The sequence below is a fragment of the Salinicola socius genome, assembly GCF_001937195.1.
Classification (GTDB): domain Bacteria; phylum Pseudomonadota; class Gammaproteobacteria; order Pseudomonadales; family Halomonadaceae; genus Salinicola; species Salinicola socius.
The window spans coordinates 41,492-65,576 of record NZ_MSDO01000021.1 but is presented as its reverse complement, the minus strand read 5'-3'; the positions used below and the strand labels follow the sequence as shown (position 1 = coordinate 65,576).

Below are 24,085 nucleotides of genomic sequence, written 5' to 3'. Positions count from 1 at the left end.
ATGAGCACTTACGTGATCTTCATCAAGGACGCCACCCTCGATAGCGAGGAGATGGCGATCTATGCCGACAAGGCCAGCCAGGCAAGAGGAGATAACCCGCCCAAACCCCTTGCCTTCTACGGTGATATCACAACGCTGGAAGGCCCTGAAGCCGAGGGTGCGGTGGTGCTGGAGTTTCCCGATCGTCAGGCCGCGCTGGCGTGGTATGAAAGCCCGGCCTATCAGGAAGCCAAGCAGCATCGTCTCAAGGGAGCCGACTACCGGGTCATGATGGTGGAAGGGGTTTAACGGCCCGCGTTGGCAGATTGCCGACTTGGATCGCCCCCGGGTCCGGGGGCGATTCGTCGACGTCCCGGGTTCTGTCATTCTCGCCGGGCGTCTCAAAGCACCGACCCTGGCCTGGATCGATCCCCGCACTCATCCCCTGATGCCACCCAGCGGCGGCGGAGAAATCGCCGAATCGTCTACTTCCAGAAGTTGCTCTTCACCAGATCGACGACATCGCTCATCCGGCCATTGAGTACGGCTTTGCCGGAATAGAGCGCGGTGGAGGTCACCTGCCCCGGTTCGACCTTGGGCGGCATCACCAACTCCATGCGATTGACCTTGACGTCGAGAATCGCCGGTCCGGGATAGGCCAGCCATTCGGCGATGGCATGCTTGAGTTCGTGCTCCTGCTCGACATGCCGGCCCCACAGTCCGATGGACTGAGCCAGCAGCCCGAAATCGGGGTTTTCAAGATCGGTGTAAGTGTCGAGCAGGCCATCGACCTTCTGTTCCAGTTCGACGAAACCCAGCGAGCTATTGTTGAAGACCACGATCTTGAGCGGGATCTTCTCCTGCTTGAGGGTCAAAAGGTCCCCCATCAGCATGGTCATGCCACCGTCGCCGCACATGGCGATGACCTGACGGCCGGGGAACGCTTTCTGAATGCCGATTCCCTGCGGATAAGCATTGGCCATGGTGCCGTGGACGAGGCTGGACAGCGTCCGGCGCTTACCGTTGGCATGGATGTGGCGCAGCATCCAGACCATCGGGCTGCCGGCGTCGGCGGTGAAGATCGCATCGTCGTGGGCAGCTTCGTCGAGCGCCAGGGTCAATTCCTGCGGATGGATCAGGCCATCGTCCGAAGACTCGTGGGCGTCACGCTCCAGCGCCTTGCGGTAGCTCTTGCGGCACCGCTCCAGCCATTTCGTGTCGCTCTGCTCGTCGACGATCTGGGCGAGCGCGGCGCAGGTATCGCGCACGCTGCCAAGAAGTCCGACATCGACCGGATGGCGCTTGCCGATCTGCTGCGGATCGATATCGACCTGAATGATCGTCGCCTTATCCGGATAGAACTGGGTCCAGGCGAAGTTGCAGCCGAGCAGCAGCAAGGTATCGCATTCGGCAACGGCGTGATAACCGCCGGCCAGCCCGAAGACGCCGGTCATGCCGACCCCGAAAGGGTTGTCCGGTTCGATGAAATCCTTGGCCCGTGAGGTCCAGGCTACCGGCGCCTTTAGCTTGGCCGCCAGCGCCATTACCTCATTGCGCGCGTGCTGACAGCCGGAGCCCGCGAAGATGGATATCTTGCCGCCGGCATTGAGTGCCTTGATTGCCGGCACCAGCTCTTCGGCGCTCGGCCGCGTGACCGGATCGAAACGATGCACTCGGTAGGGCAGGTCCTGGCTCGGCTTCTGGGTGAACAGGTCCCCATGCACGATCAGCACCGCCACGCCGTTCTTGGCCAGCGCCGTCTGGGCCGCCAGCGCCGTCATGCGACGGACCTGATCGGGATTGATGATCGTCTCGCAAAAAACGCTGTACTGCGCGTAGATCGGCCTGGGGTCGACGTCCTGCGGGAAGCCGATGCCGGTATCGGCAGTGCCGACCTGGGAAGCGATCAACACCACCGGCGAACCGCTGCGATGGGCTTCGAACAGCCCGTTGACGAAGTGCAGCGTGCCGGGGCCGCAGGTACCGGCGCACAGGGCCAGCTCCCGGGTCATGTAGGCTTCGCCACCGGCCGCAAAACCGCCCACTTCCTCGTGACGAACGTGCACCCACTCGAGATCGCTGCGACGGATGGCATCGGTAAAGTGATTGATGGTATCGCCGACTACGCCATAGCAGCGCTTGGCGCCCGCCTGGGAGAGCGTTTCGACGATGATTTCAGCGACATTCTGATGACTCATGATGCGACTCCTTATCGCGTGACGGCAGAACCTTCGAGGCGCTCGGATAGAGTCCTCGACGGTCCTGCCGTCGCGGGCCCGGTAAACTGGGCGATGAAAGTAGAGCGACAGACGCCGCGCATTCAGCGCGACATCTATCTCAAGCGTAGTCGGCAATCGCGATCACGCTCGGACTCAGGCCATCTCGGAAGGATCGGGCACCCGCGGAAAGCGCGGCGGATGCGCTTTCATGTAGGCGTGACAGGCGCGCAGCACACGGACGTCATCATGCTTGCCGCCGGCCAGCTGGAAGCCCACCGGTAGACCGCGCTCGGTGAACCCGCAGGGGACGGAAGCCGCCGGCTGCTGGCTCAGGTTGAACGGATAGGAGAACGGCGCCCACTCTTCCCAGTCCCGCATGCCGCTGCCCGGCGGCACTTCGTGGCCGGCCTCGAACGGCTCGATCGGTACCGTCGGGGTCATCAGCAGGTGGTATTTCTGGTTGAAGCGTTCCAGGCACTCGGTGAAATTGGCTCGTCGGCCCAGCGTCTGGAACAGATCGAGCGCACTCCACTGCTGCGCGGTGCGCGCATTGGCAACGAGGCCCGGATCGAGCTGCTCACGCTCCTTGTCACTGCATTTCGACCAGAAATCCAGCGATGCGGTGAACCAGAGCTTCTGGAAGATATCGATCGGCGACTCGAAACCCGGGTGTATCTCCTCGACTTCGGCCCCCAGTTGCTCGAGGTTACGAACGGCTTCGCGAACGCGGGCGGCGACCTGCTCGTCGACTTCGGCGTAACCCAACGTGGGCGAATAGGCGATGCGCAGACCGCGCAGATCCTGGCCGAGATCGGCACCCCAATCCTTCGGCTGCCCTCGGGTGGCATAGGGGTCACGATAATCGTAGCGGCCGATCACGTTGAGCATGCGCACGGCGTCTTCGACGCTTCTGGTCAGCGGACCGATATGGGAGAGCGACGGCTCGGTGGCCGGCGGCCATTGCGGCGTCCAGCCGTAGGTCGGTTTGAAACCGAAGACACCGGTAAACGCCGCGGGGATGCGAATCGAGCCGCCGGAGTCGCCGCCTTGATGCAGCACGCCCATGTTGAGCGCGGCAGCGGCAGCGGCCCCACCGGAGGAGCCACCCGGTGTCAGGCGGGTATCCCAAGGGTTGCAGGTGGCGCCGAATACGCGGTTGTCGGTCACCGCCTTCCAGCCGAATTCCGGCGTGTTGGTCTTGCCCAGGATCACCGCTCCCGCTTCCCGGAGCATACGCGCCGGCGGACAATCTTCCTGACACACGGCGTCCGATGACGCCAATGAGCCGCCCCGTGTCGGCATGCCGGCCACCTCGGCCAGATCCTTCATCGACACGGGGATACCGTCGATGGCACTTAGCGGCCTGCCCTGCCCCCAGCGCCGAGCCGATGCCTTGGCCGCCTTCTCGGCGCCCTCCCGATCGACATGGACATAGGCGTTGACCGCTCCATTGAAACGATCGATCCGCTCCAGCGCCGCCCGTGTCGCCTCCAGCGGCGAGGCCTCCCCGGATCGATACAACCGCTCGAGCTTTCCGGCGTCCATATTTTCAAGATCAGTTCCCAGATCGGCAGCTGAATCAGCGTCGCTCACATTTCCTCCACATCCTGTGGTAAACGGGTTCGTTGCGACCCAGCCTAGTCGGCAGTTCCGCGAGGGCGCAATGTCGACACCGAGAAGATGCCAAGGCACCAGGGAGTCTCAGAAATCATGTTCGGCGGCACTGGGCGATGACGAGTTACCATTCACGTGTTGCAAGTGCAGCCGACGAACCAGCCGGATGACTGGGCGAATCAGCATCTCGACGCTGCCGATCACGAACAGCCAGGTGCCCGCATATGTCAGAGATTCGTAGAAGAAAAAGAGACTGCCGATGACGAACCAGACACCGATCAGAACGTCGTTGACGATACTCAGCATTTCGTAGCGCTGACGAATGACGAGTTCGTCCCGGCCGAAACGAAGCGTCAGCGATTCGTCGTCACGACCCGATCGAGTCGCGTTTCGTTGCGTACTCTCACTCATCTCGTTAATTCTCCCTGTAAGTTTCGTCACGCTATTCTGGTTCAGCCTGCCGAGGTCCGCAAAGACGGCGCCTGGGATCCCCGAGCCAATTCACTGGCCCCGGCAGGAATTGTCTTCCATGATGAGATCAAACGAGACGAGTGGCTCTCGGCGATCCATCCAGCCATGCTCTCAGTGATCCATCCAGCCCCGCTCTCGGCAACCCACAAGACGAGGTAGACGCCCCGTGCCCCATTCGACACAAGCGCAGCATGAGCAGACGCCGGCTGCCGACAACACCACCATGTTCATATTCGGTGCCGGTGGTGATCTGGTGAAACGTCTACTGATCCCATCGCTCTACAATCTGGATCGGGATCATCTCATCGACCCCAAAATGCGAATCATCGGCGTCGATCTTGCCGAGCATGACGACGACGGTTTTCGCGCCCATCTCAAGCAATTCATCGCCGACAAGGCCGCCGACAATCACTCGGAAGGTCGCGGCAGCGCACTGGACGAATCTCACTGGTGCGAGTTCGAAAAGCGGCTTCAGTATCTACAGGGAGACTTCACCGACGAGGCCATTTATCGTCGGATCAAGGACACCATTGCCTCGTCGGAGAACGATAACGCGATCTTCTACTGCGCAACCTCATCCCGCTTCTTCAGCGAGATTGCCCAGCAACTCGGCAAGGCCGGGTTGCTGACCGAGCAAGGCGGAAACTACCGCAGGGTCGTCGTCGAAAAACCGTTCGGTCATGATCTCGAATCGGCGCAGGCATTGAATGCCAATCTGCTCGAAGTCATGAAGGAAGATCAGATCTATCGAATCGATCATTTCCTCGGCAAGGAGACCGTTCAGAACATCCTCGTCGCCCGCTTTGCCAACGTGCTGTTCGAGCCGTTCTGGAACAATCACTATATCGATCACATTCAGATAACCGCGGCAGAAACGGTGGGGGTCGAAGCGCGCGCTGCCTTCTACGACAAGGCCGGCGCCATGCGCGACATGGTTCCCAACCACCTGTTTCAGCTTCTCGCCATGGTTGCCATCGAGCCACCGGCCGCTTTTGGGGCGGATGCGCTGCGCAGCGAGAAATCCAAGGTGCTGGGCGCCATTCGCCCGTGGACCATCGACGAAGCCGACGACAACTCAGCGCGTGGCCGATATGAGGCGGGTACGCTCGGCGATCGCCGGGTGCCCGGCTATCTCGAGGAAGACGGTGTCGACGCGGACAGCCAGACCGAAACCTTCGTTACCATGAAGGTGATGGTCGATAACTGGCGCTGGATCGGCGTACCGTTCTATCTGCGTACCGGCAAGCGCATGAGCGCGCGGGATACCGAGATCGCGATCTGCTTCAAACCGGCGCCGTACGCCCAGTTTCGCAATACCGACGTGGATCGGATGGCCTCAAACTGGCTGATCATCCAGATCCAGCCCAACGAGGGGATGTGGTTCGACTTCCAGGCCAAGCGCCCCGGCCCGGAGCTGGAGATGGATACGGTCAAGATGGGCTTCGCCTACAAGGACTTCTTCGATCTGCCCGCGGTCACCGGCTACGAAACGTTGATCTACGACTGCCTGACCGGCGATCAGATGCTGTTTCAGCGCGCCGACACCATCGAGAACGGCTGGCGCGCCGTGCAGCCGTTCCTGGAGGCCTGGTCCCGAAAATCGGGGACCGGAAAATCGGGCATCGAAGGGTACGCCGCCGGCACCGACGGCCCCAGCGGCGCCCACGAACTGATCCAGCGAGACGGCCGCCTGTGGCATAAGGTTGGCGAACCCACCGGCCCCGGCGTGGCACCGGTGCCGAAACGTGGCGATCGCTGATCGCGGTTTGACGTGCCATGAGGCGCCGGCGCAAAAGCCAAGGGATAACGACGAGTCGCGTCTCAACGGGCGGCAGAACCTAGAGACGCCGTGCCAGCAAACGTTCCACCAAGGGTTGCCCGTTGATCTCGAAATTCTGGTCCAGCTTTTGATCGCTGAAGCCACAGGACTCGTAGAAGCGAATGGCCGCCAGGTTGTTGGCGAAGGCCCAAAGCCCGACGTTGCGAAAGCACCGTGCTGTAAACACGCTATCCGCCTCGCGCAGCAGTCGTGACCCCACCCCACAACGTTGTGCCGAGGGTGATACATAAAGCCCATGAATCTCGGCCCAGCCCTGGGTTGTCGATCTCACGTCGGGGCGAGTCTCGGGCGGATGACGAAACGCCCCGACGCGAGCCCAGCCCACCACGGCCTGACGTTGCACCGCCACCAGCACTTCTGCCCCCAGTTCCAGCTCCCGTCGCCAGGTTCCCAATCGGCTGTCGAAATCTCTTCTGGCCAGTGTGTCGTCGTCGATCAATCCGCGGTAGTTGTGGCGCCAGGCGTCGACATGGATTGTCGCGATCGATTCCGCATCGCCCTGCGTTGCCCGCCGTACTACTATCGCCTCGCGACGCTGCCGCTCCGTCACGACGCCAGTCGGGCCAGCGTGAAACCGGCAATGGCGGTGTCCTGCACGCCGGTACCGGTGAGATCGCAGACGGTGATCTGCGAGTCGGTGGCACGCAGACTCTTGCCGCTGGCGATCACGCGGCCCAGCTCGTTGACGGCGAACGGCGGCTGGTGGCCGGCGTAGGCCTTGAGCTCACCGTTGTTCTCGCTCTGGGCGCGGGTATCGGCGACGTAGTGATCGGCTCGTTCCATGACGGACGTATCCAGCTCACGCTTGTCCGGGCTATCGGAACCCATGGCGGTGACATGAACGCCTTCACGTAAATGCTCGCCGCTCAGCAGCGGCTCCCGCGACGGCGTGGTGGTAACGATGATGTCCGCCTCGCGGCAGGCCTCGCCGATATCGGTATGTACCGCCACGGTCAGCCCGTATTTCTCCTGCATCCGCGCAGCGTAGGCTTCGGCCTTGGCCACGTCCCGCGCCCACACGTCGAGGGTGTCGATGTCGCGCACCAGCATGAGCGCGGCGACCTGCAGCTCCGCCTGCAGCCCGGCGCCGAGCACGGTGACGCGTTGACTGTCGGCGCGCGAGAGATGCTTGGCGGCAATGGCGCCGGCCAGCGCGGTGCGAATGTCGGTGAGGTAGCCTTCGTCGAACAGCACCGCCTCGACCAGACCGGTCTTGGCCGAGAACACGATCATCAGGCCGTTGAGACTCGGCAGTCCCAGTTTCGGATTGTCGAAGAAGCCCGGGCTGACCTTGATCGCGAAACGCGAGTTGCCCTTGATGTGCGCGGTCTTGACGTCGACCTCACCATTGGCCTCCTCGATCGCCATCGACAGGATCGGCGGCTGCACCACGTTGCCCTCGCCCAGGGCACGGAAGCCTGCCTCGACCGCTTCGAGCGCGGCGTGATCGAGACTGACGACTTTCTGAATCTGCTCGCGACTATAGAGTTCCATCGGGGGGGCTCCTGAGGCCGTTCATTTGAATTCGTATCCGCATTCAGCCGCTCAGCGCGCCGGGTAGTCGATCAGCGTCTTCGCCCGCATCAACGTCTCTGCATCGACGCCATTGCCCGAGATGATCAGCGCCACCTTCTCGCCCCGAACGTCGATGCCGTGCTCCTCGATGGCGGCGAGCCCGACCGCGGCGGCGCCTTCCACCAGCATCTTTTCATGCTCGAAGAAGTGCAGCATGGCGCGGGCGATGGCCGCTTCCGAGACCTGGTGGTGGTCGTCCATCACCTCGCGGACCAGTTCGAACGTGCAGCGGTTGTCGAGTCCGATGCCGCCACCCAGCGAGTCCGCCAGCGAGGCCTCCTCCTCCACCTCGACGGGCTTGCCGGCGGCCAGGCTCTCGATCATCGCCGCGCCCTCGAGCATGCTGACGCCGGTCACGTGGACCTTCGGGTTGATGCCCTTGACCGCGCGCCCGATGCCGCCAAGCAGCCCGCCACCGGAAAGCCCGATCAGCACCCGGTCCAGCTCGGGGACGTCTTCCATCAGTTCGAGCCCGATCGTACCCTGCCCGGCCGCGATCAACGGATCGTCGAAGGGCTCGATCAGCGCCATGCCCTCCTCGGCGACGAGACGCCGCGCCTCGACGAAGGCATCGTCCTGGGAGCGCCCGATGACCCGGGCTTCGGCACCCAGCGCCTCGATGGCCGCTATCTTGTTGGCCGGTACCAGTTCGGAGACGCAGATGATGGCGCGGGCGCCGAGACGCTTCGACGCCCAGGCCACCGCGCGGCCATGATTGCCGGTGGAGGCCGTGGTCACGCCGCGCTCCAGCTGCTCCGGCGCTAGCGACGCGATCTTGTTGAGCGCGCCTCTCAGCTTGAAGGCACCGCTCGGCTGCAGGGTTTCCAGCTTGAGATAGATCTCGGCATCGAAGCGTGCCGACAGGCTCTGGGAGAGAATCAGCGGCGTCCGCGCCGCCTGGCCGGCGATGCGGCTTCGCGCCAGATAGATGTCGTGAAGCGTCACGGGGTCTGACATCGTTGAGCGATTCCCGATTGAGAAAATGGAAACGGCAGGATGGAAGTTTCCACCCTGCCGCAGTCTCATGGCGCCATCAACACTCAGGCGTTGAGCTTGCCCTCGCGCGTCAGCGCATCAGTGACCTTGTCGACGGCACGCTTGGCGCGGGCGATCACTTCATCGACCTGGCCACGATCGATCACCAGCGGCGGCGCGAAGCCGAGGATATCGCCGTTGGGCATGGCGCGGGCGATCAGGTTCTCTTCCAGCGCGGCGGCCGCGACCCGGGCACCGACCTTGAGCGACGGATCGAATGGCGTGTACTCGCCCTTGGTCGGCGCAAATTCCAGTGCCGCCATCAGCCCCTCGCCCCGCACGTCACCGACCAGCGGGTGCTCGCCGAAGGTCTTCTTCAACTGCGCGTTGAAGTAGGCACCGGTCTCGGCAGCGTTACCCACCAGGTTTTCGCGCTCGATGATATCGAGATTGGCCATGGCCGCGGCGGCACCCAGCGGGTGGCCGGAGTAGGTCCAGCCGTGGCCGATCGGGCCGTATTCGCCGGTGCCATCTTCCAGCGCTTTCCATACGCGCTCGCCGACGATCACGCCGGAAAGCGGCTGATAGGCGCTGGTCAGGCCCTTGGCGATGGTGACCAGATCCGGCTTGATGCCGTAATGCTGGAAGCCGAAATCGCTGCCCAGACGACCGAAGCCGCTGACGACTTCGTCGGCGATCAGCAGGATGTCGTGGCGCTTCAGCACGGCCTGGATCGCATCCCAGTAGCCTGCCGGGGGCGGAATGATGCCGCCCGTGCCCAGCACCGGCTCGCCGATGAAGGCGCCGACAGTCTCCGGCCCTTCACGCTGGATCATCGCTTCGAGCTGTTCGGCGCAGTAGGCGGAGAATTCGCGTTCGCTCATCTCGCCCCGAGGCCGTCCGTTACTGTCTACACCGCCCCGAGGCCGGCGGTAATAATATGGCGCCTCGGTATGCAGCACGCCCTCGATGGGCAGGTCGAAATGCTGATGGAACGCGGGCAACCCGGTCAGCGAGCCGGCGGCGATGCTGGAGCCGTGATAGCCGCGCTGGCGCGAGATGATCTTTTTCTTCTGCGGCCGGCCGGTGACGTTGTGGTAGTAGCGCACCAGCTTGATCTGGGTCTCGTTGGCGTCGCTGCCGGAAAGCCCGTAGTAGACCTTGTTCAAGCCGTTGCCGGCGAGCTTGGCAATGCGCTCGGACAGCGCGATCAACGGCTCGTTGGAGTGGCCGACATAGGTGTGATAGTACGCAAGCTCCTTGGCCTGGGCGTAGATCGCCTCGGCGATCTCGGTGCGGCCGTAGCCGATGTTGACGCAGTAGAGCCCGGCAAAGGCATCGATCATCTCGCGCCCATCGCGATCGACGATGGAGATCCCCTTGCCACCGGTAATCACGCGGCCCGGCAAATCGCCATGGGCGTAATCGCGCAGATGGGTAGACGCATGGAAGACATGGCGGCGATCGTTGTCGATCAGCGTACGAGTATCGGTCATACGATTTCCTTACCGAAAGAGGATTGCTGCCGTGCTCGCACCATCGAGCGTTGTCGGAAACGGCAGCGATCCGGGCGGGCGCAGCGATCGGAGTGATCCTTGTGTCATACCCGCGATAGAATCGATCCATCTACGAATTGCTGGCAGAGGGCATATTGCCGAGACAGTAGTACTTGGTATCGAGATATTCCTCGAGTCCTGCCGCACCGCCTTCGCGGCCGAGCCCTGACTGCTTGACGCCGCCGAACGGGATCGGCGCGCCGGTCATCTTGACGCTGTTGACGCTGACCATGCCGTACTCGAGCCCGCGCATCAGCTTCCAGATCCGGCGAACATCGTTAGTATAGACGTAGGCGGCCAGACCGTACTCGGTGTCGTTGGCCAGCCGGAGAACCTCTTCGTCATCGTCGAACGCGCAGACACCGGCGACCGGCGAGAAGGTCTCCTCGCGGAACACGCGCATCTCCGGGGTGATATCGGCCAGCAACGTCGGCATGAAGAAGTTCTCACCGGGCGCCTGGCCCTCTCCACCCAGTTGACGCGCGCCCTTGCCGACGCCGTCCTCGACGATGCCTTTGGCCATGTCGACCGCGCGCTTGTGAATCAGCGGGCCGATATCGCTCCCTTCGAGACCGTTGCCGACCTTCAGCGCCTGCATGTGTGCCACGAAGCGCTCGACGAAGGCGTCGTAGATCTTGCGGTGAACGAAGATGCGGTTGGCGGCGAGACAATCCTGCCCGGCGGTCTGGAACTTGGCGGCGACCGCTTCTTTCGCCGCGGCATCCGGATCCATGTCGTCGCAGACGATGAACGGCGCGTTGCCGCCAAGCTCCAGCGACATGCGCTTGACGCTGGACGAACTCTGGCGCATCAGCAGCTTGCCGACACGGGTCGAGCCGGTGAACGAGATGTTGCGGATGCGGTTGTCGTTGCACAGCACTTCGGAAACGGTCGCCGGATCGCCGGTGACGACGTTGAACACGCCCGCCGGGATACCGGCCCGCTCGGCCAGTTCGGCCAGTGCCAGCGCGGAGTATGGCGTCTCGTTGGCCGGCTTGACGATCACCGTGCAACCGGCAGCCAGCGCCGCCCCCGCCTTGCGCGTGATCATCGCCAGCGGGAAGTTCCACGGCGTGAACATCGCCGAGACGCCGACCGGTTCCTTGATCGTGCCCAGCGCCGCGTTGGGAATATGGCTGGGAATGGTCACGCCGTAGGCGCGCTTGGCCTCTTCGGCGAACCACTGAATAAAGCTGGCGCCGTAATCGACCTCGCCCCGGGAATCGTCGAGCGGCTTGCCCTGCTCGTAGGTCATCAGCAGCGCCAGATCTTCCTTGTGCTCGTGCAGCAGGCGATACCAGGCGTGCAGCTTTTCGGCGCGCTCATGGACGTTGATCGCTCGCCATGCGGCGAAAGCATTCTCTGCCGCAGTTACCGTATCGGTAATCTGCGACGCTTCCAGCAATGCGCAATGGCCCAGGGTCTCTCCGGTAGCGGGATCGACGACCGCTTCCTCGCGGCCCTCGCTACCGTGGGTCCATTTGCCATCGACATAAGCGTACTGGCGGAAAAGCCTGGGATCGTTGAGTTTCATATCGCCTCCTGCAGGGGTATCGGCGGTGGGGCAGAACGGGTTGCCTATCCTGCGAGTGCGACCATGGTATCGATTCGGCGGCAGGAAACTTTTCGTCTCTACCGCTTTGCGGCACGCTTTCTTCCGAAAGCCCGCTCAGGAGTTGCGGTTTTTTTGGTGGGACAGGAGACAAGCGCAAACTCGCCCGGCCAAGGCCGGGCGAATATTCAGCTTATGCTAGAAATTCGATGCATCCGTTTCGGAGAATACCGGCGGCCCTTCGCGCTTGACCGTCTTGGTGACGATGTAGGTGAAGTAGCGCTCGATCCCCAGATCGGACACCAGCCAGGCATCGATCAGGCGTTGATAGGCATCGATGCTGTCGGCGGCGATCTTGACCAGGTAGTCGACGCCGCCGCCGACCGCGACGCACTCGGCGACGGCGTCGGTCTCCCGGACCATGCGCTCGAAACGGGCAAAGCTTTCGGCATTGTGCTGCTTGAGCTCGATCTGCACCCACACCGGGGTGCGCTTGACGATGGCGTCGGGATTGATGCGGGCGCTGTAGCCTTCGATGATCCCGGCTTTCTCCAGCCGCTTGACCCGTTCCCAGCACGGGCTGACGGAGAGACTGATTGCCTCCGCCAGCCGCGACTTGGTGATCCGACCGTCATGGCTCAGAATTTCCAGGATCTTGAGGTCGTAGCGATCGAGTCTCATTCGGCCGGCTTCGGGGCCGATGAATGGCTTTCGGCCGGGTTCGGGGCCGATGAACGGGCCGGCTTCGGGGCGGATAAGGAACTCTCACGCTCCAGCGACTCGACCACTTCCGCGACCACGGCGATGGTATCGCCCATTCCGACCTTGGCCGGGAACCGCCGCGCGATCAGCACGCCGTCACGCTGGGCGCGGTATTCGACCGGCACTGCGCCGGTGCGACTCATGTCGTGGATCCTTGCCAGCACATCGCCCTGCTGAACCATTTCCCCCAGGGACACCGTCAGTTCCAGCAGGCCGGAATGCTCGCTCTGGACGTAGCAGCTGGCATCCGGCATATCGACGTAGACCATGGGTTCGGTCGGCTTCTCGATCTCGCCAGCCATCAACCCATAGTGAATCAGGAAATTGCGCACGCCTCGCTCGGTCAGCGCCAGGCTCTGCGGCGTCGAGGTGCCGCCGCCGCCCAGCTCGGTGGTGACGAAGGTCTTGCCCTGGGATTCCACCGCGGTGTCGTAGAGCTTGGTGGCGTCGAGCTCGAACATCATCATGGCGTAGGGCGCGCCGAAGGCGACGGCGCCGGTGAGACTCGCGCTCTCCTGGGCGAGATCGTCGAGCCGATGCGCGGCGGCGAACGGCACGATGTCCAGCGTGCGACCGCCGGAGTGCAGATCCAGCGCCACGTCGCACATCGGTACCAGCACCCGAGTGAAATAGTCGGCGATCTGACTCGTCACGCCGCCATTGGGGTCGCCGGGGAAGCTGCGATTGAGGTTGCCGCCATCCAGCGGCGACGTTCGCTTGCCCGCTTCTGCCGCCGGCGTGTTCATCATCGGCACGATGATCACTCGGCCGCGAACCTCTTCGGGCTTGAGGGTGCTCGCCAGCTTGAGCAGCGAAGTGATGCCTTCGTACTCGTCGCCATGGTTACCGCCGGTCAGCAGCGCCGTGGGGCCTTCGCCGTTGGCGACCACGGTGATCGGGATCATCACCGCGCCCCACGCAGAGGTGTCGATGGAAATCGGCAGCTTGAGAAAACCGTGCTGAACGCCCTGGGCATCGAAGTCGACGGTGGCGCTGATCGGGCTGGGACGCAGGGTTGCGGACATGCGAACTCTCCTCAATGAAACGGATGACGCGCCGCAGCGGATCGCTAACAGGCGCGTCATTGAAAGATAGCAAAACAGCCGGGCGAGCCGGAATCGCGGCGGGCCTCAGACTCGCTATTCGGCCTCATCCCACCAACGACCGGCACACTCTTGTTTGACGAACATAGTTGACGAACATAGTTGACGAACATAGTTGACGAACAGCTGACGCGGCTTACTTGACGAACAGCTGGCGCGGAAAATGGCACAACGGTTCGGCACCGTTCTCGGTGATCAGGATGCTTTCGGTGATCTCCAGGCCCCAATCGTCCATCCACATGCCAGGCATGAAATGGAAGGTCATGCCGGGCTCGAGAATCGTCTCGTCGGAAGGACGCAGGCTCATGGTGCGCTCGCCCCAGTCCGGCGGGTAGCTGATCCCGATCGGATAGCCACAGCGCGCGCCGCCCCGATCGAAGCCGTACTTGTCCATCGCCGCGCCCAGCGCCAGTGCGATATCGGCACAGCGATTGCCGGGCTTGGCCACCGCCAGACCGTTGTCGATACCCTCGAGCAGGGCTGATTCGCCGCGAATGAAGTCCTGCGGTGGCTTGCCCAGAAAAACGGTCCGCGACAGCGGCGCGTGGTAGCGCTTGTAGCAGCCGGCGATCTCGAAGAACGTCCCCTCGCCCTTGCGAAACGGGGTGTCGTCCCAGGTCAGGTGGGGGGCGGCGGCGTCGCTGCCGGTCGGCAGCAACGGCACGATGGCGGGATAGTCGCCACCGTGGACCTTGCCGTGCTCGTCGGTCCAGCCTTCGGTGCCGACCCGATAGATCTCGGATACCAGCTTGCTCTTGGCCAGGCCAGGCTCGATCATCTCGATGATCCGGGTGTGCATGCACTCGACGATTCTCGCCGCCGTGCGCATGTAGGCGATCTCCTGGGGCGACTTGATCGCCCGGCACCAGTTGACCAGCGCCGTGGCGTCGATCAATTGCGCGTGCGGCAACTCCTTGAGCAGGCTGGTATAGGCCTTGCCCGAGAAGTAGTAGTTGTCCATCTCCAGCCCGACGTTACCGGTATGCCAGCCATATTCCGGCAGCACCGACTGGGCCAGATACTCCATCGGATGCATGTCCGGATTCTGGACGTAGTAGTCCGGGTAGTAGCGCACGCGCTCGGCGTCCATCCAGCAGGTGCGCCAGGCGCCATTGGCATCCTGTCGCCGCCCATACCAGACAGGCTCGCCCTCCAGGCCCACCAGCACACACTGATGCACGTAGAACGACCAGCCGTCATAACCCGTCAGCCAGCCCATGTTGGAAGGGTCGCTGACAACGAGAACATCAATTCCCCGGCTCGCCATGGATACGCGCACTTTGTGCAAACGGCTGGCGTACTCTTCACGCGAGAAAGGTAAAGAAACCTGAAACATGGCGCCACTCGACTAACGGGACCGAATTGTAGGGACATCGGCAGTCGAGGGGATCGAGCCGAGTGTCCTGCCGCTTGCCGACCGGGTGTGAAATTGTCATGATTTACTTACCATTATTCATGACAATTATCGGTCAATGCATCGACGATGATAGTAGCATCGTCGCTCAGCGTGCCGTCAAAGGCTTTATTGCATCATGACAATCGACCTGACGCCCTTCCTCGGCGGGCACGGCCCCAAATATCTTTCCATCGCCCGCGCACTCGCCGAAGCGGTCCGCCACGGGGTGCTCGCTCCCGGCATGCGCCTGCCGACCCATCGCGAGCTCGCGGAGACGCTCGGCGTCAGCGTGCAGACGGTTTCCCGCGCCTACGAACAGGCCGAGAAGAGCGGCCTCGTTCAGGCCCGTGTCGGCAGCGGTACCTGGATTCGCGATGCCGAGGGCGACTCCGAGAACGAGTACCTGCGCGCGCCGGCGGCCGTCACCGACGCCGCGCCGATCGATCTGTCGATCGCCCACACTGTCTGTCCGCCTTCTCATCATCGGCGCTTTCGCGACGCCCTGGCGGAGCTCGCCAAGTCCGCCCACGCCGATGTCATTGGCGCCTGCCGTCCGATCGCCGGGCTGCAGCATCAGCGCGAACGCGCCAACGCCTGGTTGAAAGAGCGCCTGGGTGTCCCCGGCGAAACCGATGACCGGCTGCTCTGCAACGGCGCCGCCCATGGCCTGATGCTGGCCATCGCCACGGTTGTCCAGCATGGCGACATCGTGCTGACGGAGACGTTGACCGACCACGGGCTGATCGCGCTGGCGCGCACGCTAGGCTTCCAGCTCCACGGCGTGGCGATCGACGAGCAGGGCGTCATCCCCGAGGCGCTGGAGGCGGCCATCGTGAAATTCCGCCCTCGCGCCGTCTGCCTGACGCCGACCCAGCTCAATCCCACCGGCGCGACCATGGAAAACGCCCGTCGCGACGCCGTAGCCGAGATTCTGCTGCGTCATGATGTCTGGCTGATCGAGGACGATGTCCATGCACTGCTGGAGCCGGCGGGTCTGATCCCGTTGACCGCTCGTCTCCCCCAGCAGAGCTTCCACGTCACCAGTCTGACCAAGTCGACCGTGCCCGGGCTGCGCGCCGGCTATCTCAGTGTCCCCCGCGGGCAGATGCATCACACCCTGCCGCGCCTGCGGGCCACCAGCTGGATGGCGACCCCGCTGATTTTCGAACTGGCGGATTACTGGCTGGCCAGCGGCATGGTCGATACGCTCGCCCACGAACAGCGCCAACTGCTGGCGGAGCGCCAGTCGCTGGCGGCACGCAAGCTGGCGGGGCATGCCATCGAATCGCGCCCCAGCAGCCTGCATGTCTGGCTGGCGCTTCCCGAGCCGTGGCGTGCCGAGGAGCTGCAGCAGCAGGCGCGCCAGGAAGGCGTTGCCATCACCACGGCCCAGCCGTTTCTGGTCGAGCAGTCCGCCATGCCGCGCCGCGTGCGCATCAGCCTGGGGGCCGAACCGGATCTGGCACGCCTGGCCAGCGGCCTGGACGTGTTGAGCCAGTTGCTGGGCGAGGCGCCACCGCCGATGCTGGAAATCGCGTACTGAAGCGACGGGACATCCTGATTCGCGGTCGCGGAACAGACAAGCGATGCGCGGCAATTTCTTTCGCCGTGCGTAACCTGCGATGATAACGGGCTCCAACACGACAACGAGGACGGAGCCCAGATGCGAGTTCTGATCTATCACAACGACGCCGAACAATGGCGCAATATCCTGCTCGAACGTCTGCCGAACGCCGAAATTATCGTCGCGATGGATAGCGGCAACCCGCAGGTCGATTACCTGGTCGCCTGGAAGCCGCCGGCCTCGGTGTTCGATGAACAGACGGCGCTCAGAGGCATCGTCAATCTGGGTGCCGGGGTGGATGCCTTGTTGCAGAACCCGTCGCTGCCCCGCGAGCTCCCCATCGTCAAGCTGCGCGACGCCGGCATGGGCGAGCTGATCGGCGACTACGTTCGCTACGGCGTGCTGCATTTCCAGCGCGACTTCGACCGCTACCGGCGTCAGCAGGCGACGAGCGAATGGCGCGAGGTACCGGTCGTCGACAAGCCCGACTGGTCGATCGGCGTGCTGGGGCTCGGCGCCATCGGCACCCGCGTGGCGCAGATGCTCGCCGCCGACGGATACCCGGTCCACGGCTGGAGCCGCTCGCCCAAGCAGATCGACGGACTCACCTGCCATCACGGCGATGACGGGCTCGACACGCTGCTGCGCCAGGTCAAGACGCTGATCACGCTGCTGCCGGACACGCCGGCCACGCGCCACATCATCAATCGCGACAACCTGGCCAAGCTCCCCGATGGCGCCAGCCTGATCAACCCGGGTCGCGGCACCCTGATCGACGAGCCCGCCCTGCTCGAAGCCTTGGGTTGTGGAGAGCGCGATGGTGCATCCGAAGGTCGTCTGCGCGGCACCCTGCTGGACGCCTTTCCCCACGAGCCGTTGCCGACAGACAGCCCGCTATGGCACCACCCACGCATCCTGATCACCCCGCACATGGCCGGACCGACCCCGATCGGCGCTGCCGCCGACCAGGTCGCCGACGCGCTGGATGCGATGTCGAAGGGCAAGGTGGTCGAGACCATCGACCCCGAGGCGGGATATTGAGGCCAGACTCGGAACCATAACAGTAGCATGCTAACAAGTTGGCTTATGACTATAGTCTTGGGTAGAATCGCGACGCTTATTACACAGGGGTTCGAGGGATGAGTCGAAAAAACGGGGTATCACGGCCGGTCAGCGCCTTGCTGATCTTGGTCGGCGCGATCTTCACCATACTGGGACTGGGGCTTGCGATCGGCGGGGGCATGCTGATCGGTCGCGGTGGCAGCTGGTATTACCTGCTGATGGGTCTGGCGCTAGCCGCCACGGGCATCGAAATCGTTCGCGGTGGCACCAAGGCGCTGGCCATCTACCTGCTTGCCTTCATCGCCACGGTCATCTGGGCGTTGTGGGAGGCGGGGCTGGATTTCTGGGCGCTGCACGCGCGCATCTTCACTTTCCTGTGCGCTCTGTTCCTGCTGCTGCTGATTCAACCGCTGATCCTGAAGCGAGCCGGCCTGCAGGCCAACAAAGGCATCAGCCTTGGCGCTGCCGCGGTCGCACTGATCGCGATCGTCGGCATGATCTGGGGCATGTTCCAGCCCCATGGCATCCACAATAGCGTCGCCGCCACCGGCGAGACCCCGGTTACCGATGCCACTCGTCAGGTGGACTGGGATCACTACAGCTCGGACGGCAGCGGCGGGCGTTTTGCCGCGCTCGATCAGATCAACCGAGACAACGTCGACTCCCTCGAGATCGCCTGGACCTTTCACACCGGCGACACACCGCTTAGCCCCACCGGGGCGGGCTTCGAGGATCAGCAAACGCCGCTGCAGGTCGGCGATTCCGTCTACCTCTGCACGCCGTCCAACACCGTGATTTCGGTCGATGCGGATACTGGCGAAGAGAAATGGCGTCATGAGTTTCCCACCGACACCAAGACCTGGGTGCGCTGCCGCGGACTGGCCTATTTCGATGCCGACAAGCCGGTCCAGCAGCCGACGTTGGGCGATGCCTCGCCGGTTCCACAGCCGTCCCTCGCCGCCGATGCCACGGCCTGTCGCCGCCGCATCTTCATGAATACCATCGACGCCGTTCTGGTCGCCCTGGATGCTGAAACCGGTGAGCTGTGCCAGAGCTTCGGCGACAACGGTCGTATCGATCTCAAGGCCGGTCTGGGCGACGCCAAGGCACCGCTCTATTCCCTGACCTCGCCGCCAACGGTAGCGGGCACCACCGTCGCCGTCGGCGGCCGCGTGGCCGACAACGTCGCCCTCGACATGCCCGGCGGCGTGATGCGCGGTTTCGATGTCATCACCGGCGAGATGCGTTGGGCGTTCGATCCCGGCAATCCGCAAGATCGGGAAGCGCCGGCCCCCGGTGACAACTATGTGCGCTCGACGCCGAACGTCTGGGCGCCGATGACCTACGACCCGGCTTCCAATATCCTCTTCATGCCGGTAGGTGGCGCCGCCATCGATCTTTGGGGTCCGGAACGCACGCCGGAAGACGAGAAGTATGGAGCGACCATGCTGGCGCTCGACGCCACCACTGGCGAAGAGAAGTGGCACTACCAGACGGTCCACCACGATCTGTGGGATTACGACGTGCCAATGCAACCGACGTTGATCGATTTCCCCAATCCGGGTGGATCGAGCACCCCGGCGCTCACTTTTGGCAGCAAGGTCGGCCAGATCTTCGTGCTGGATCGGTTGACCGGCAAGCCACTGACCGATGTCGTCGAGAAGAAGGTCAAGCCCGCGAATATCCCCAACGAAAAGTACTCTCCGACCCAGCCGGTCTCCGTCGGCATGCCGCAGATCGGCGCCGAGCACCTGAAAGAAGCGGATATGTGGGGCGCCACCCCGTTCGATCAGCTGATGTGCCGCTACATCTTCAAGGGCTATCGCTACGACGGACTGTTCACCGCACCGGACACCGACTACTCGCTCTCCTATCCGGGCTCGCTGGGTGGCTTGAACTGGGGCGGATTCTCCTACGATCCGACCTCCCAGACGCTCTACGTCAATGACATGCGCCTGGGCTTGTGGGTCCACATGGAACCGCAGGACAAGGACGCCGCCGCCTCCGAGGGTGGCGAAGCGGTCAACGCTGCCATGGGTGCGGTGCCGCTCAAGGGCACACCCTACTCGGTGGTCAAGGACCGCTTCCTGTCGCCGCTCGGCATTCCCTGTCAGGAGCCGCCGTTCGGCAGCCTGACCGCGATCGACATGAAGACGCAGAAGGTCAACTGGGAAGTCCCGCTGGGCACGATTCAGGACACGGTAATGTTCGGCACCAAACTGCGCATGCCGATGCCGGTCGGCATGCCGACCATTGGCGGCTCGCTGACGACGCAAGGTGGCCTGACATTCTTCGCCGCGACCCAGGACTACTGGCTGCGCGCCTTCGACTCGGCAACCGGAGAAGAAGTGTGGAAGGCTCGCCTGCCGGTCGGCAGCCAGGGCACGCCGATCTCCTACGTGTCACCGGAGACGGGCAAGCAGTACATCCTGATCTCGGCAGGTGGCGCTCGCCAGTCACCGGATCGCGGCGACTACGTGATCGCCTATGCCCTGCCGGATAACGACTGACGTCGAAGCGTCTGCCACGACTGATCAACGGGGCCTTCGGGCCCCGTTGTCGTTCCTGCGCCCTGCCGTCCTGGCCGTATCTGTGCGGGCACCGTACCGATAGCGTTGGCCGGCCCCCCGGTCTCCGGCGGCATATTGAGATGGGGTCCACGAATGGTCCCTTGGGAACACCGTCAGCAATTCGGCGTCTTATGTCTCACTCGACTGAACGTGCGACAACCGCTCCACTGAAATAGGCTGCAAGGGAAATCATGTCACTCAACTATCGCTCGGTCTTCAAGGCAACCGCCGCACTGGCCTTGGCCTGCTGGGCTAGTCTGGCACTGGCCGCGCCGACGCCGTTCACCGCCCATTACCAGCTCGATATCAGCGGCTGGCCGGATGCGACGATCACTCATGCTCTGTCGCGTCAGGGCGATGTCTCGCATTCCGGCGATGTGTGGGAGAGCGACATGCGGGCCAGCATCAAGGTCGCCAGCGGCGAGGAACGCGGCCAGTTCCGGCTGGACGGCGATCGCATCCAGGCGCTGGATTACACCAGCACCTATTCGCTGGTGGGAATCGGCGACGACTATCATCTGGACCGGTCCCAGTTGCAGGCGCTACCGGACCGCCAGACCGCGCTGTTCGAGCTTTCTCGCAAGGCGCCATCCGCGCGGTGTGCCAGCGCACAGGTCTCTCCCTGCCAGCTCGACTACCAGAATCACAAGGGCAAGACGGAGATGCTCTACTACCGGGTGATCGATCGTGGCGACATCGAGACGCCCGCCGGCACGTTTCCGGGCGTTACCGTGGACGCCTGGGATCCCGACAAACAGGGCCGACATCTCTATTTCACCTTTCACCGCGAAATCCCTGGCCTGCTGCTCAAGATGCGCTACGTGCGCGACGACGAGGAACGTAGCCACCTGACCCTCACCGATCTGACGCTCGCCCCATCCAGCGCAGCCCCATCCAGCGCAGCCCCGGCAAGCACCAACGACGGATAACCGGCCAGCCGTTCTTCCTTCTTCAGCGCGTATCCTCTAGAGTTCATTGCCAATCACGGGCGCCGATTCATCGGCGTCCGTTTTTTTCGTGCCGCATCGTTGTCGGTGACTCATGGGTCCGCTTCGGGAGAGGTCATGCTGCTGGGATTGTTGTGGATACTGCTGCCATTGATCGTGGGCTATCTGATCCCCGTTCGCCAGGCTGGGATTCGTCAGGCCATCGATCGCGGCGTCAGTGCCTCGGTCTACGTGATCCTGCTGCTGATGGGCGTGAGCCTTGGCGGCCTGGAAGATCTGCTCGGGCAGCTATCCCGGATCGGATCCACGGCGCTGATTCTGTTTCTGGTGATCTCGCCGATCAATCTGCTGGCGCTGGCGTGGCTGTCGCGCCAGCGGCTGGCAAGGCGCAAACCGCTGGCGAACGGCGAAAGCGATGCGGCTTCCGCCGGCAAGCTGCAGGCGATGCTGGGCTCATTGCAGCTGGCGGGCGTGGTGCTGCTCGGCGTCATCATCGGCGCGGGCGCCCAGTTGCTGGGGTGGCACCTGGCCTCGGTGGCGGAAACGCTGGCGACCTGGGCGCTCTATGCGTTGCTCTTTCTGATCGGCTGTCAGTTGCGCAACTCCGGACTCGGACTGCGCCAGATTCTGCTCAACCGACTGGGGCTGGCGATCGCAATGACGGTATTCGTGAGTTCGATGCTGGCCGGGCTGATCGCCGCACCGTTGCTGCAACTGCCCTGGAATCAGGGCATGGCGATGGCCGCCGGGTTCGGCTGGTATTCGCTCTCCGGCATCCTGATCGGCGACCAGCTCGGCCCGGTACTCGGCGGCGCGGCGTTCTTCAACGACCTGGCCCGCGAGCTGCTCGCCTTTCTGCTGGTACCGCTGTTCGTCCGTCGCGCCATGCCGCTGGCGATCGGCTACGCCGGCGCGACATCGATGGACGTGAGCCTGCCGGTGATCAAACAGTACGGTGGCATTACCTGCGTGCCTCTGGCCATCGTCAGCGGCTTTCTGCTGTCGTTGCTGTCACCGCCGCTGATTCTGTTGCTGCTGTCGTTCTGATCGCGCCATGAAGGCTTCGTTCGATGTCTTCTCTACGACTATGGCCCTACGGAGTTCGTCAGGGCCTGCATGGTAATCTCCTTCGAAAGTTACCGGTAACAGCCGACCATAAAAATCGACCTCCAGGGATTGTCATGCCGCGTCGTTCCTCTGGGCGGGTGACGCTTCAGCACATTGCCGAACGTGTCGGCGTCACCAAGATCACAGTGTCGCGCGCCCTGCGCGAGCCCCATCTCGTCTCTGCAACGCTGCAACTCCGCATCGAATCCGCCATCGACGAGCTCGGCTACATTCCCAATCATTCCGCCGGCGCGCTGGCGAGCGGGCGATCGCACAGCGTCGCCCTGCTGATCCCTTCGCTCTCCAATTCGGTGTTCTCGGAAATTCAGCGGGGGATCGAGGAAGGATTGAGTGAAGCCGGTTATCAGGTGTTGATCGGGCACACCGGCTACTCGATTCTCGAGGAAGAACGGCTGATCGACACCTACCTGCGTTACGGCGTGGAGGCACTGATTCTTCCCGGCTCCCGGCATACCGGCCACGCTTGCCGCCTGCTGAGGCAGGCACGGATACCGGTGGTCGAGACATTGGAACTGACCGAAACGCCGCTGGACATCAACGTCGGACTCGACCAGCACCAGGCCGGCAAGGCGATGACGCAGACGTTTCTCGATCAGGGGTATCGGCGCGTCGGTTTTCTCGGCGCACGCATGGACCATCGCGCGCAGCTGCGCATGGCGGGGTGGGAGACGGCCATGCAGCAAGCGGGATTGTCGACCGAACGCTGCCTGACGACGCCGCACCCCTCCTCCTACCGACTGGGCGGAGAGATGCTAGCGTCCATGCTCGATCGCTGGCCGGATCTGGAGGGTATCTTTTGCGGTAACGACGATCTCGCCGCCGGGGCGCTGTTCGAGTGTCAGAGACGTCGTATGAACGTCCCGGATCAGCTGGCGCTGGCGGGCTTCAATGGCCTGGACATCACCGAGGCGACCTCACCGCCACTGGCGACGGTCGTCACGCCCCGCCGCCTTATCGGCGACACCATCGCCAGGCGTCTGCTGGCCCGTCTGCAGGGAGCGCCGCTACAGCCGGCCAGCGAGGACCTCGGCTTCCGGATCCGACGCGGCGGCAGTTTGTGAAGGCGCTCCCGATTCCGCGTTTCTGCGGCCGTTGCCCGCCTCATGGCCCGGCTTATTGGCCAGTTGGTCGCTCGCTGGCGAGAAAGCGTTTTTCGAGCTTCAACACCGCTTCGTTGACCACCTGATCGAGAGTACCGGCAATATCGACGGTGACGGCTTCATCATCACCCGGCGGCTCGAGCGTGGCCAGTTGGCTATCGAGCATCGCCTCACCTTTGAAGAAGTGATCCCGGCGCGACTGGATGCGCTGCAGCAACAGTTCGCGACTCCCGGCGAGGTGGACGAAGGTGAGTGCGCCATCGCCCCTGCGCAGCGTATCGCGATAGCGTCGCTTGAGCGCCGAGCAGCCGATGACCAGCGTTTCGCCCTGCGCCCGGGCTTCGGCCAGGAAGTCTGCCAGCCGGTGCAGCCAACCGCTCCGATCCTCGTCGTCGAGAGGTTCGCCGCGCGACATCTTGGCGACGCTCTCCGGCGAGTGGTAGTCGTCGCCATCCAGGAACCGCCCGCCCAGCGCCGTCGCCAGCCGCTGCCCGACCTCGGTCTTGCCGCAGCTCGATACGCCCATCACGACGATGCGTTGACCCATCTTTGCGTCCATGACTTTGCCTTCCGATTGATGCATGTGTGATTCGTGCGTCAGTGATCCAAATCCAGACGATCACTTCGGTTCGCCTCGCTGATCCACCTGGCGACCTGAATCGGGCCCAATGA

20 protein-coding genes are annotated in these 24,085 nt (G+C 63.4%); 8 read left to right on the top strand and 12 right to left on the bottom strand.

The features are described 5' to 3' along the window. Window positions 1–288 carry a DUF1330 domain-containing protein gene (locus tag BTW07_RS14250; protein WP_075570845.1) on the top strand — a complete coding sequence of 96 codons (288 nt, stop codon included), beginning with the start codon at window positions 1–3 and terminating at the stop codon, window positions 286–288. 176 nt (window positions 289–464) lie between these two features. Here the strand turns inward: BTW07_RS14250 and BTW07_RS14245 are convergent, their stop codons facing one another. The 3 genes from BTW07_RS14245 to BTW07_RS14235 form a co-directional block, all read right to left on the bottom strand. Then, window positions 465–2,177, bottom strand: coding sequence for a thiamine pyrophosphate-dependent enzyme (locus tag BTW07_RS14245; RefSeq protein ID WP_075570844.1), 1,713 nt, complete (start codon window positions 2,175–2,177; stop codon window positions 465–467). A gap of 174 nt (window positions 2,178–2,351) precedes the next feature. Beyond that, on the bottom strand, window positions 2,352–3,791 hold the full coding sequence (locus tag BTW07_RS14240; protein WP_244158373.1) for an amidase: 1,440 nt from the start codon (window positions 3,789–3,791) through the stop codon (window positions 2,352–2,354). A gap of 108 nt (window positions 3,792–3,899) precedes the next feature. After that, a complete protein-coding gene (locus tag BTW07_RS14235; protein WP_075570842.1) occupies window positions 3,900–4,223 on the bottom strand; it encodes a YrhK family protein in 324 nt (107 codons plus the stop codon). A 226-nt stretch (window positions 4,224–4,449) separates the two neighbouring features. Between BTW07_RS14235 and zwf the strand changes: the two genes are divergently transcribed. Beyond that, window positions 4,450–6,042, top strand: a complete 1,593-nt coding sequence (zwf, locus tag BTW07_RS14230; RefSeq protein ID WP_075570841.1) for a glucose-6-phosphate dehydrogenase — start codon at window positions 4,450–4,452, stop codon at window positions 6,040–6,042. 79 nt (window positions 6,043–6,121) lie between these two features. On the opposite strand, the gene BTW07_RS14225 is transcribed toward zwf, so the two are convergent. The 8 genes from BTW07_RS14225 to doeA form a co-directional block, all read right to left on the bottom strand. Next, window positions 6,122–6,673, bottom strand: a complete 552-nt coding sequence (locus BTW07_RS14225; protein WP_075570840.1) for a GNAT family N-acetyltransferase — start codon at window positions 6,671–6,673, stop codon at window positions 6,122–6,124. Then, window positions 6,670–7,617: a cyclodeaminase gene (locus tag BTW07_RS14220; RefSeq protein WP_075570839.1), complete on the bottom strand. Its 948-nt coding sequence runs from the start codon at window positions 7,615–7,617 to the stop codon at window positions 6,670–6,672. The genes BTW07_RS14225 and BTW07_RS14220 overlap by 4 nt, the downstream gene beginning before the upstream one ends. A 51-nt stretch (window positions 7,618–7,668) precedes the next feature. Continuing rightward, on the bottom strand, window positions 7,669–8,655 hold the full coding sequence (gene eutB / locus BTW07_RS14215) for a hydroxyectoine utilization dehydratase EutB (protein WP_075570838.1): 987 nt from the start codon (window positions 8,653–8,655) through the stop codon (window positions 7,669–7,671). An 83-nt stretch (window positions 8,656–8,738) separates the two neighbouring features. After that, window positions 8,739–10,169 (bottom strand): aminotransferase, encoded by a 1,431-nt coding sequence (locus tag BTW07_RS14210; protein ID WP_075570837.1) that lies wholly within the window; start codon window positions 10,167–10,169, stop codon window positions 8,739–8,741. Between the two features lie 130 nt (window positions 10,170–10,299). Further along, entirely contained in the window at window positions 10,300–11,763 is a 1,464-nt protein-coding gene (locus BTW07_RS14205; protein ID WP_075570836.1) for an NAD-dependent succinate-semialdehyde dehydrogenase, read from the bottom strand. A gap of 216 nt (window positions 11,764–11,979) precedes the next feature. After that, window positions 11,980–12,462, bottom strand: coding sequence for an Lrp/AsnC family transcriptional regulator (locus BTW07_RS14200; RefSeq protein WP_075570835.1), 483 nt, complete (start codon window positions 12,460–12,462; stop codon window positions 11,980–11,982). After that, window positions 12,459–13,568: a N(2)-acetyl-L-2,4-diaminobutanoate deacetylase DoeB gene (doeB, locus tag BTW07_RS14195; protein WP_083941894.1), complete on the bottom strand. Its 1,110-nt coding sequence runs from the start codon at window positions 13,566–13,568 to the stop codon at window positions 12,459–12,461. The genes BTW07_RS14200 and doeB overlap by 4 nt, the downstream gene beginning before the upstream one ends. A 214-nt stretch (window positions 13,569–13,782) precedes the next feature. Then, window positions 13,783–14,982, bottom strand: a complete 1,200-nt coding sequence (gene doeA, locus BTW07_RS14190) for an ectoine hydrolase DoeA (protein ID WP_075570834.1) — start codon at window positions 14,980–14,982, stop codon at window positions 13,783–13,785. Between the two features lie 196 nt (window positions 14,983–15,178). On the opposite strand from doeA, the gene ehuR reads away from it, so the two are divergent. The 6 genes from ehuR to BTW07_RS14160 all read left to right on the top strand — a co-directional run bounded on the left by ehuR (window position 15,179) and on the right by BTW07_RS14160 (window position 23,374). Continuing rightward, window positions 15,179–16,585, top strand: a complete 1,407-nt coding sequence (ehuR, locus tag BTW07_RS14185) for a MocR-like ectoine utilization transcription factor EhuR (RefSeq protein ID WP_075570833.1) — start codon at window positions 15,179–15,181, stop codon at window positions 16,583–16,585. Window positions 16,586–16,705: 120 nt separating this feature from the next. Further along, entirely contained in the window at window positions 16,706–17,647 is a 942-nt protein-coding gene (locus tag BTW07_RS14180) for a 2-hydroxyacid dehydrogenase (protein WP_075570832.1), read from the top strand. Window positions 17,648–17,745: 98 nt separating this feature from the next. Beyond that, window positions 17,746–20,178: a membrane-bound PQQ-dependent dehydrogenase, glucose/quinate/shikimate family gene (locus BTW07_RS14175; protein ID WP_075570831.1), complete on the top strand. Its 2,433-nt coding sequence runs from the start codon at window positions 17,746–17,748 to the stop codon at window positions 20,176–20,178. Window positions 20,179–20,429: 251 nt separating this feature from the next. Continuing rightward, complete coding sequence (locus BTW07_RS14170; protein ID WP_075570830.1) at window positions 20,430–21,167, top strand: hypothetical protein; 738 nt, start codon at window positions 20,430–20,432, stop codon at window positions 21,165–21,167. Between the two features lie 135 nt (window positions 21,168–21,302). After that, window positions 21,303–22,232 carry a LysO family transporter gene (locus BTW07_RS14165; RefSeq protein ID WP_075570829.1) on the top strand — a complete coding sequence of 310 codons (930 nt, stop codon included), beginning with the start codon at window positions 21,303–21,305 and terminating at the stop codon, window positions 22,230–22,232. 134 nt (window positions 22,233–22,366) lie between these two features. Further along, window positions 22,367–23,374: a LacI family DNA-binding transcriptional regulator gene (locus tag BTW07_RS14160; protein ID WP_075570828.1), complete on the top strand. Its 1,008-nt coding sequence runs from the start codon at window positions 22,367–22,369 to the stop codon at window positions 23,372–23,374. Between the two features lie 52 nt (window positions 23,375–23,426). Here BTW07_RS14160 and BTW07_RS14155 read toward each other — a convergent pair whose 3' ends face one another. Continuing rightward, window positions 23,427–23,960 (bottom strand): gluconokinase, encoded by a 534-nt coding sequence (locus BTW07_RS14155; RefSeq protein ID WP_232823824.1) that lies wholly within the window; start codon window positions 23,958–23,960, stop codon window positions 23,427–23,429. Window positions 23,961–24,085 lie beyond the last annotated feature (125 nt).

What these genes read in the sequence shown, in the direction of transcription:
- BTW07_RS14165 (WP_075570829.1), top strand. Translation starts at nt 21,303, where the DNA reads ATGCTGCTGGGATTGTTGTGGATACTGCTGCCATTGATCGTGGGCTAT.
- doeB (WP_083941894.1), bottom strand. Translation starts at nt 13,568, where the DNA reads ATGTCCGCAACCCTGCGTCCCAGCCCGATCAGCGCCACCGTCGACTTC.
- doeA (WP_075570834.1), bottom strand. Translation starts at nt 14,982, where the DNA reads ATGTTTCAGGTTTCTTTACCTTTCTCGCGTGAAGAGTACGCCAGCCGT.
- BTW07_RS14175 (WP_075570831.1), top strand. Translation starts at nt 17,746, where the DNA reads ATGAGTCGAAAAAACGGGGTATCACGGCCGGTCAGCGCCTTGCTGATC.
- BTW07_RS14205 (WP_075570836.1), bottom strand. Translation starts at nt 11,763, where the DNA reads ATGAAACTCAACGATCCCAGGCTTTTCCGCCAGTACGCTTATGTCGAT.
- BTW07_RS14200 (WP_075570835.1), bottom strand. Translation starts at nt 12,462, where the DNA reads ATGAGACTCGATCGCTACGACCTCAAGATCCTGGAAATTCTGAGCCAT.
- ehuR (WP_075570833.1), top strand. Translation starts at nt 15,179, where the DNA reads ATGACAATCGACCTGACGCCCTTCCTCGGCGGGCACGGCCCCAAATAT.
- eutB (WP_075570838.1), bottom strand. Translation starts at nt 8,655, where the DNA reads ATGTCAGACCCCGTGACGCTTCACGACATCTATCTGGCGCGAAGCCGC.
- BTW07_RS14220 (WP_075570839.1), bottom strand. Translation starts at nt 7,617, where the DNA reads ATGGAACTCTATAGTCGCGAGCAGATTCAGAAAGTCGTCAGTCTCGAT.
- BTW07_RS14245 (WP_075570844.1), bottom strand. Translation starts at nt 2,177, where the DNA reads ATGAGTCATCAGAATGTCGCTGAAATCATCGTCGAAACGCTCTCCCAG.
- BTW07_RS14170 (WP_075570830.1), top strand. Translation starts at nt 20,430, where the DNA reads ATGTCACTCAACTATCGCTCGGTCTTCAAGGCAACCGCCGCACTGGCC.
- BTW07_RS14160 (WP_075570828.1), top strand. Translation starts at nt 22,367, where the DNA reads ATGCCGCGTCGTTCCTCTGGGCGGGTGACGCTTCAGCACATTGCCGAA.
- BTW07_RS14250 (WP_075570845.1), top strand. Translation starts at nt 1, where the DNA reads ATGAGCACTTACGTGATCTTCATCAAGGACGCCACCCTCGATAGCGAG.
- BTW07_RS14155 (WP_232823824.1), bottom strand. Translation starts at nt 23,960, where the DNA reads ATGGGTCAACGCATCGTCGTGATGGGCGTATCGAGCTGCGGCAAGACC.
- BTW07_RS14235 (WP_075570842.1), bottom strand. Translation starts at nt 4,223, where the DNA reads ATGAGTGAGAGTACGCAACGAAACGCGACTCGATCGGGTCGTGACGAC.
- BTW07_RS14210 (WP_075570837.1), bottom strand. Translation starts at nt 10,169, where the DNA reads ATGACCGATACTCGTACGCTGATCGACAACGATCGCCGCCATGTCTTC.
- BTW07_RS14180 (WP_075570832.1), top strand. Translation starts at nt 16,706, where the DNA reads ATGCGAGTTCTGATCTATCACAACGACGCCGAACAATGGCGCAATATC.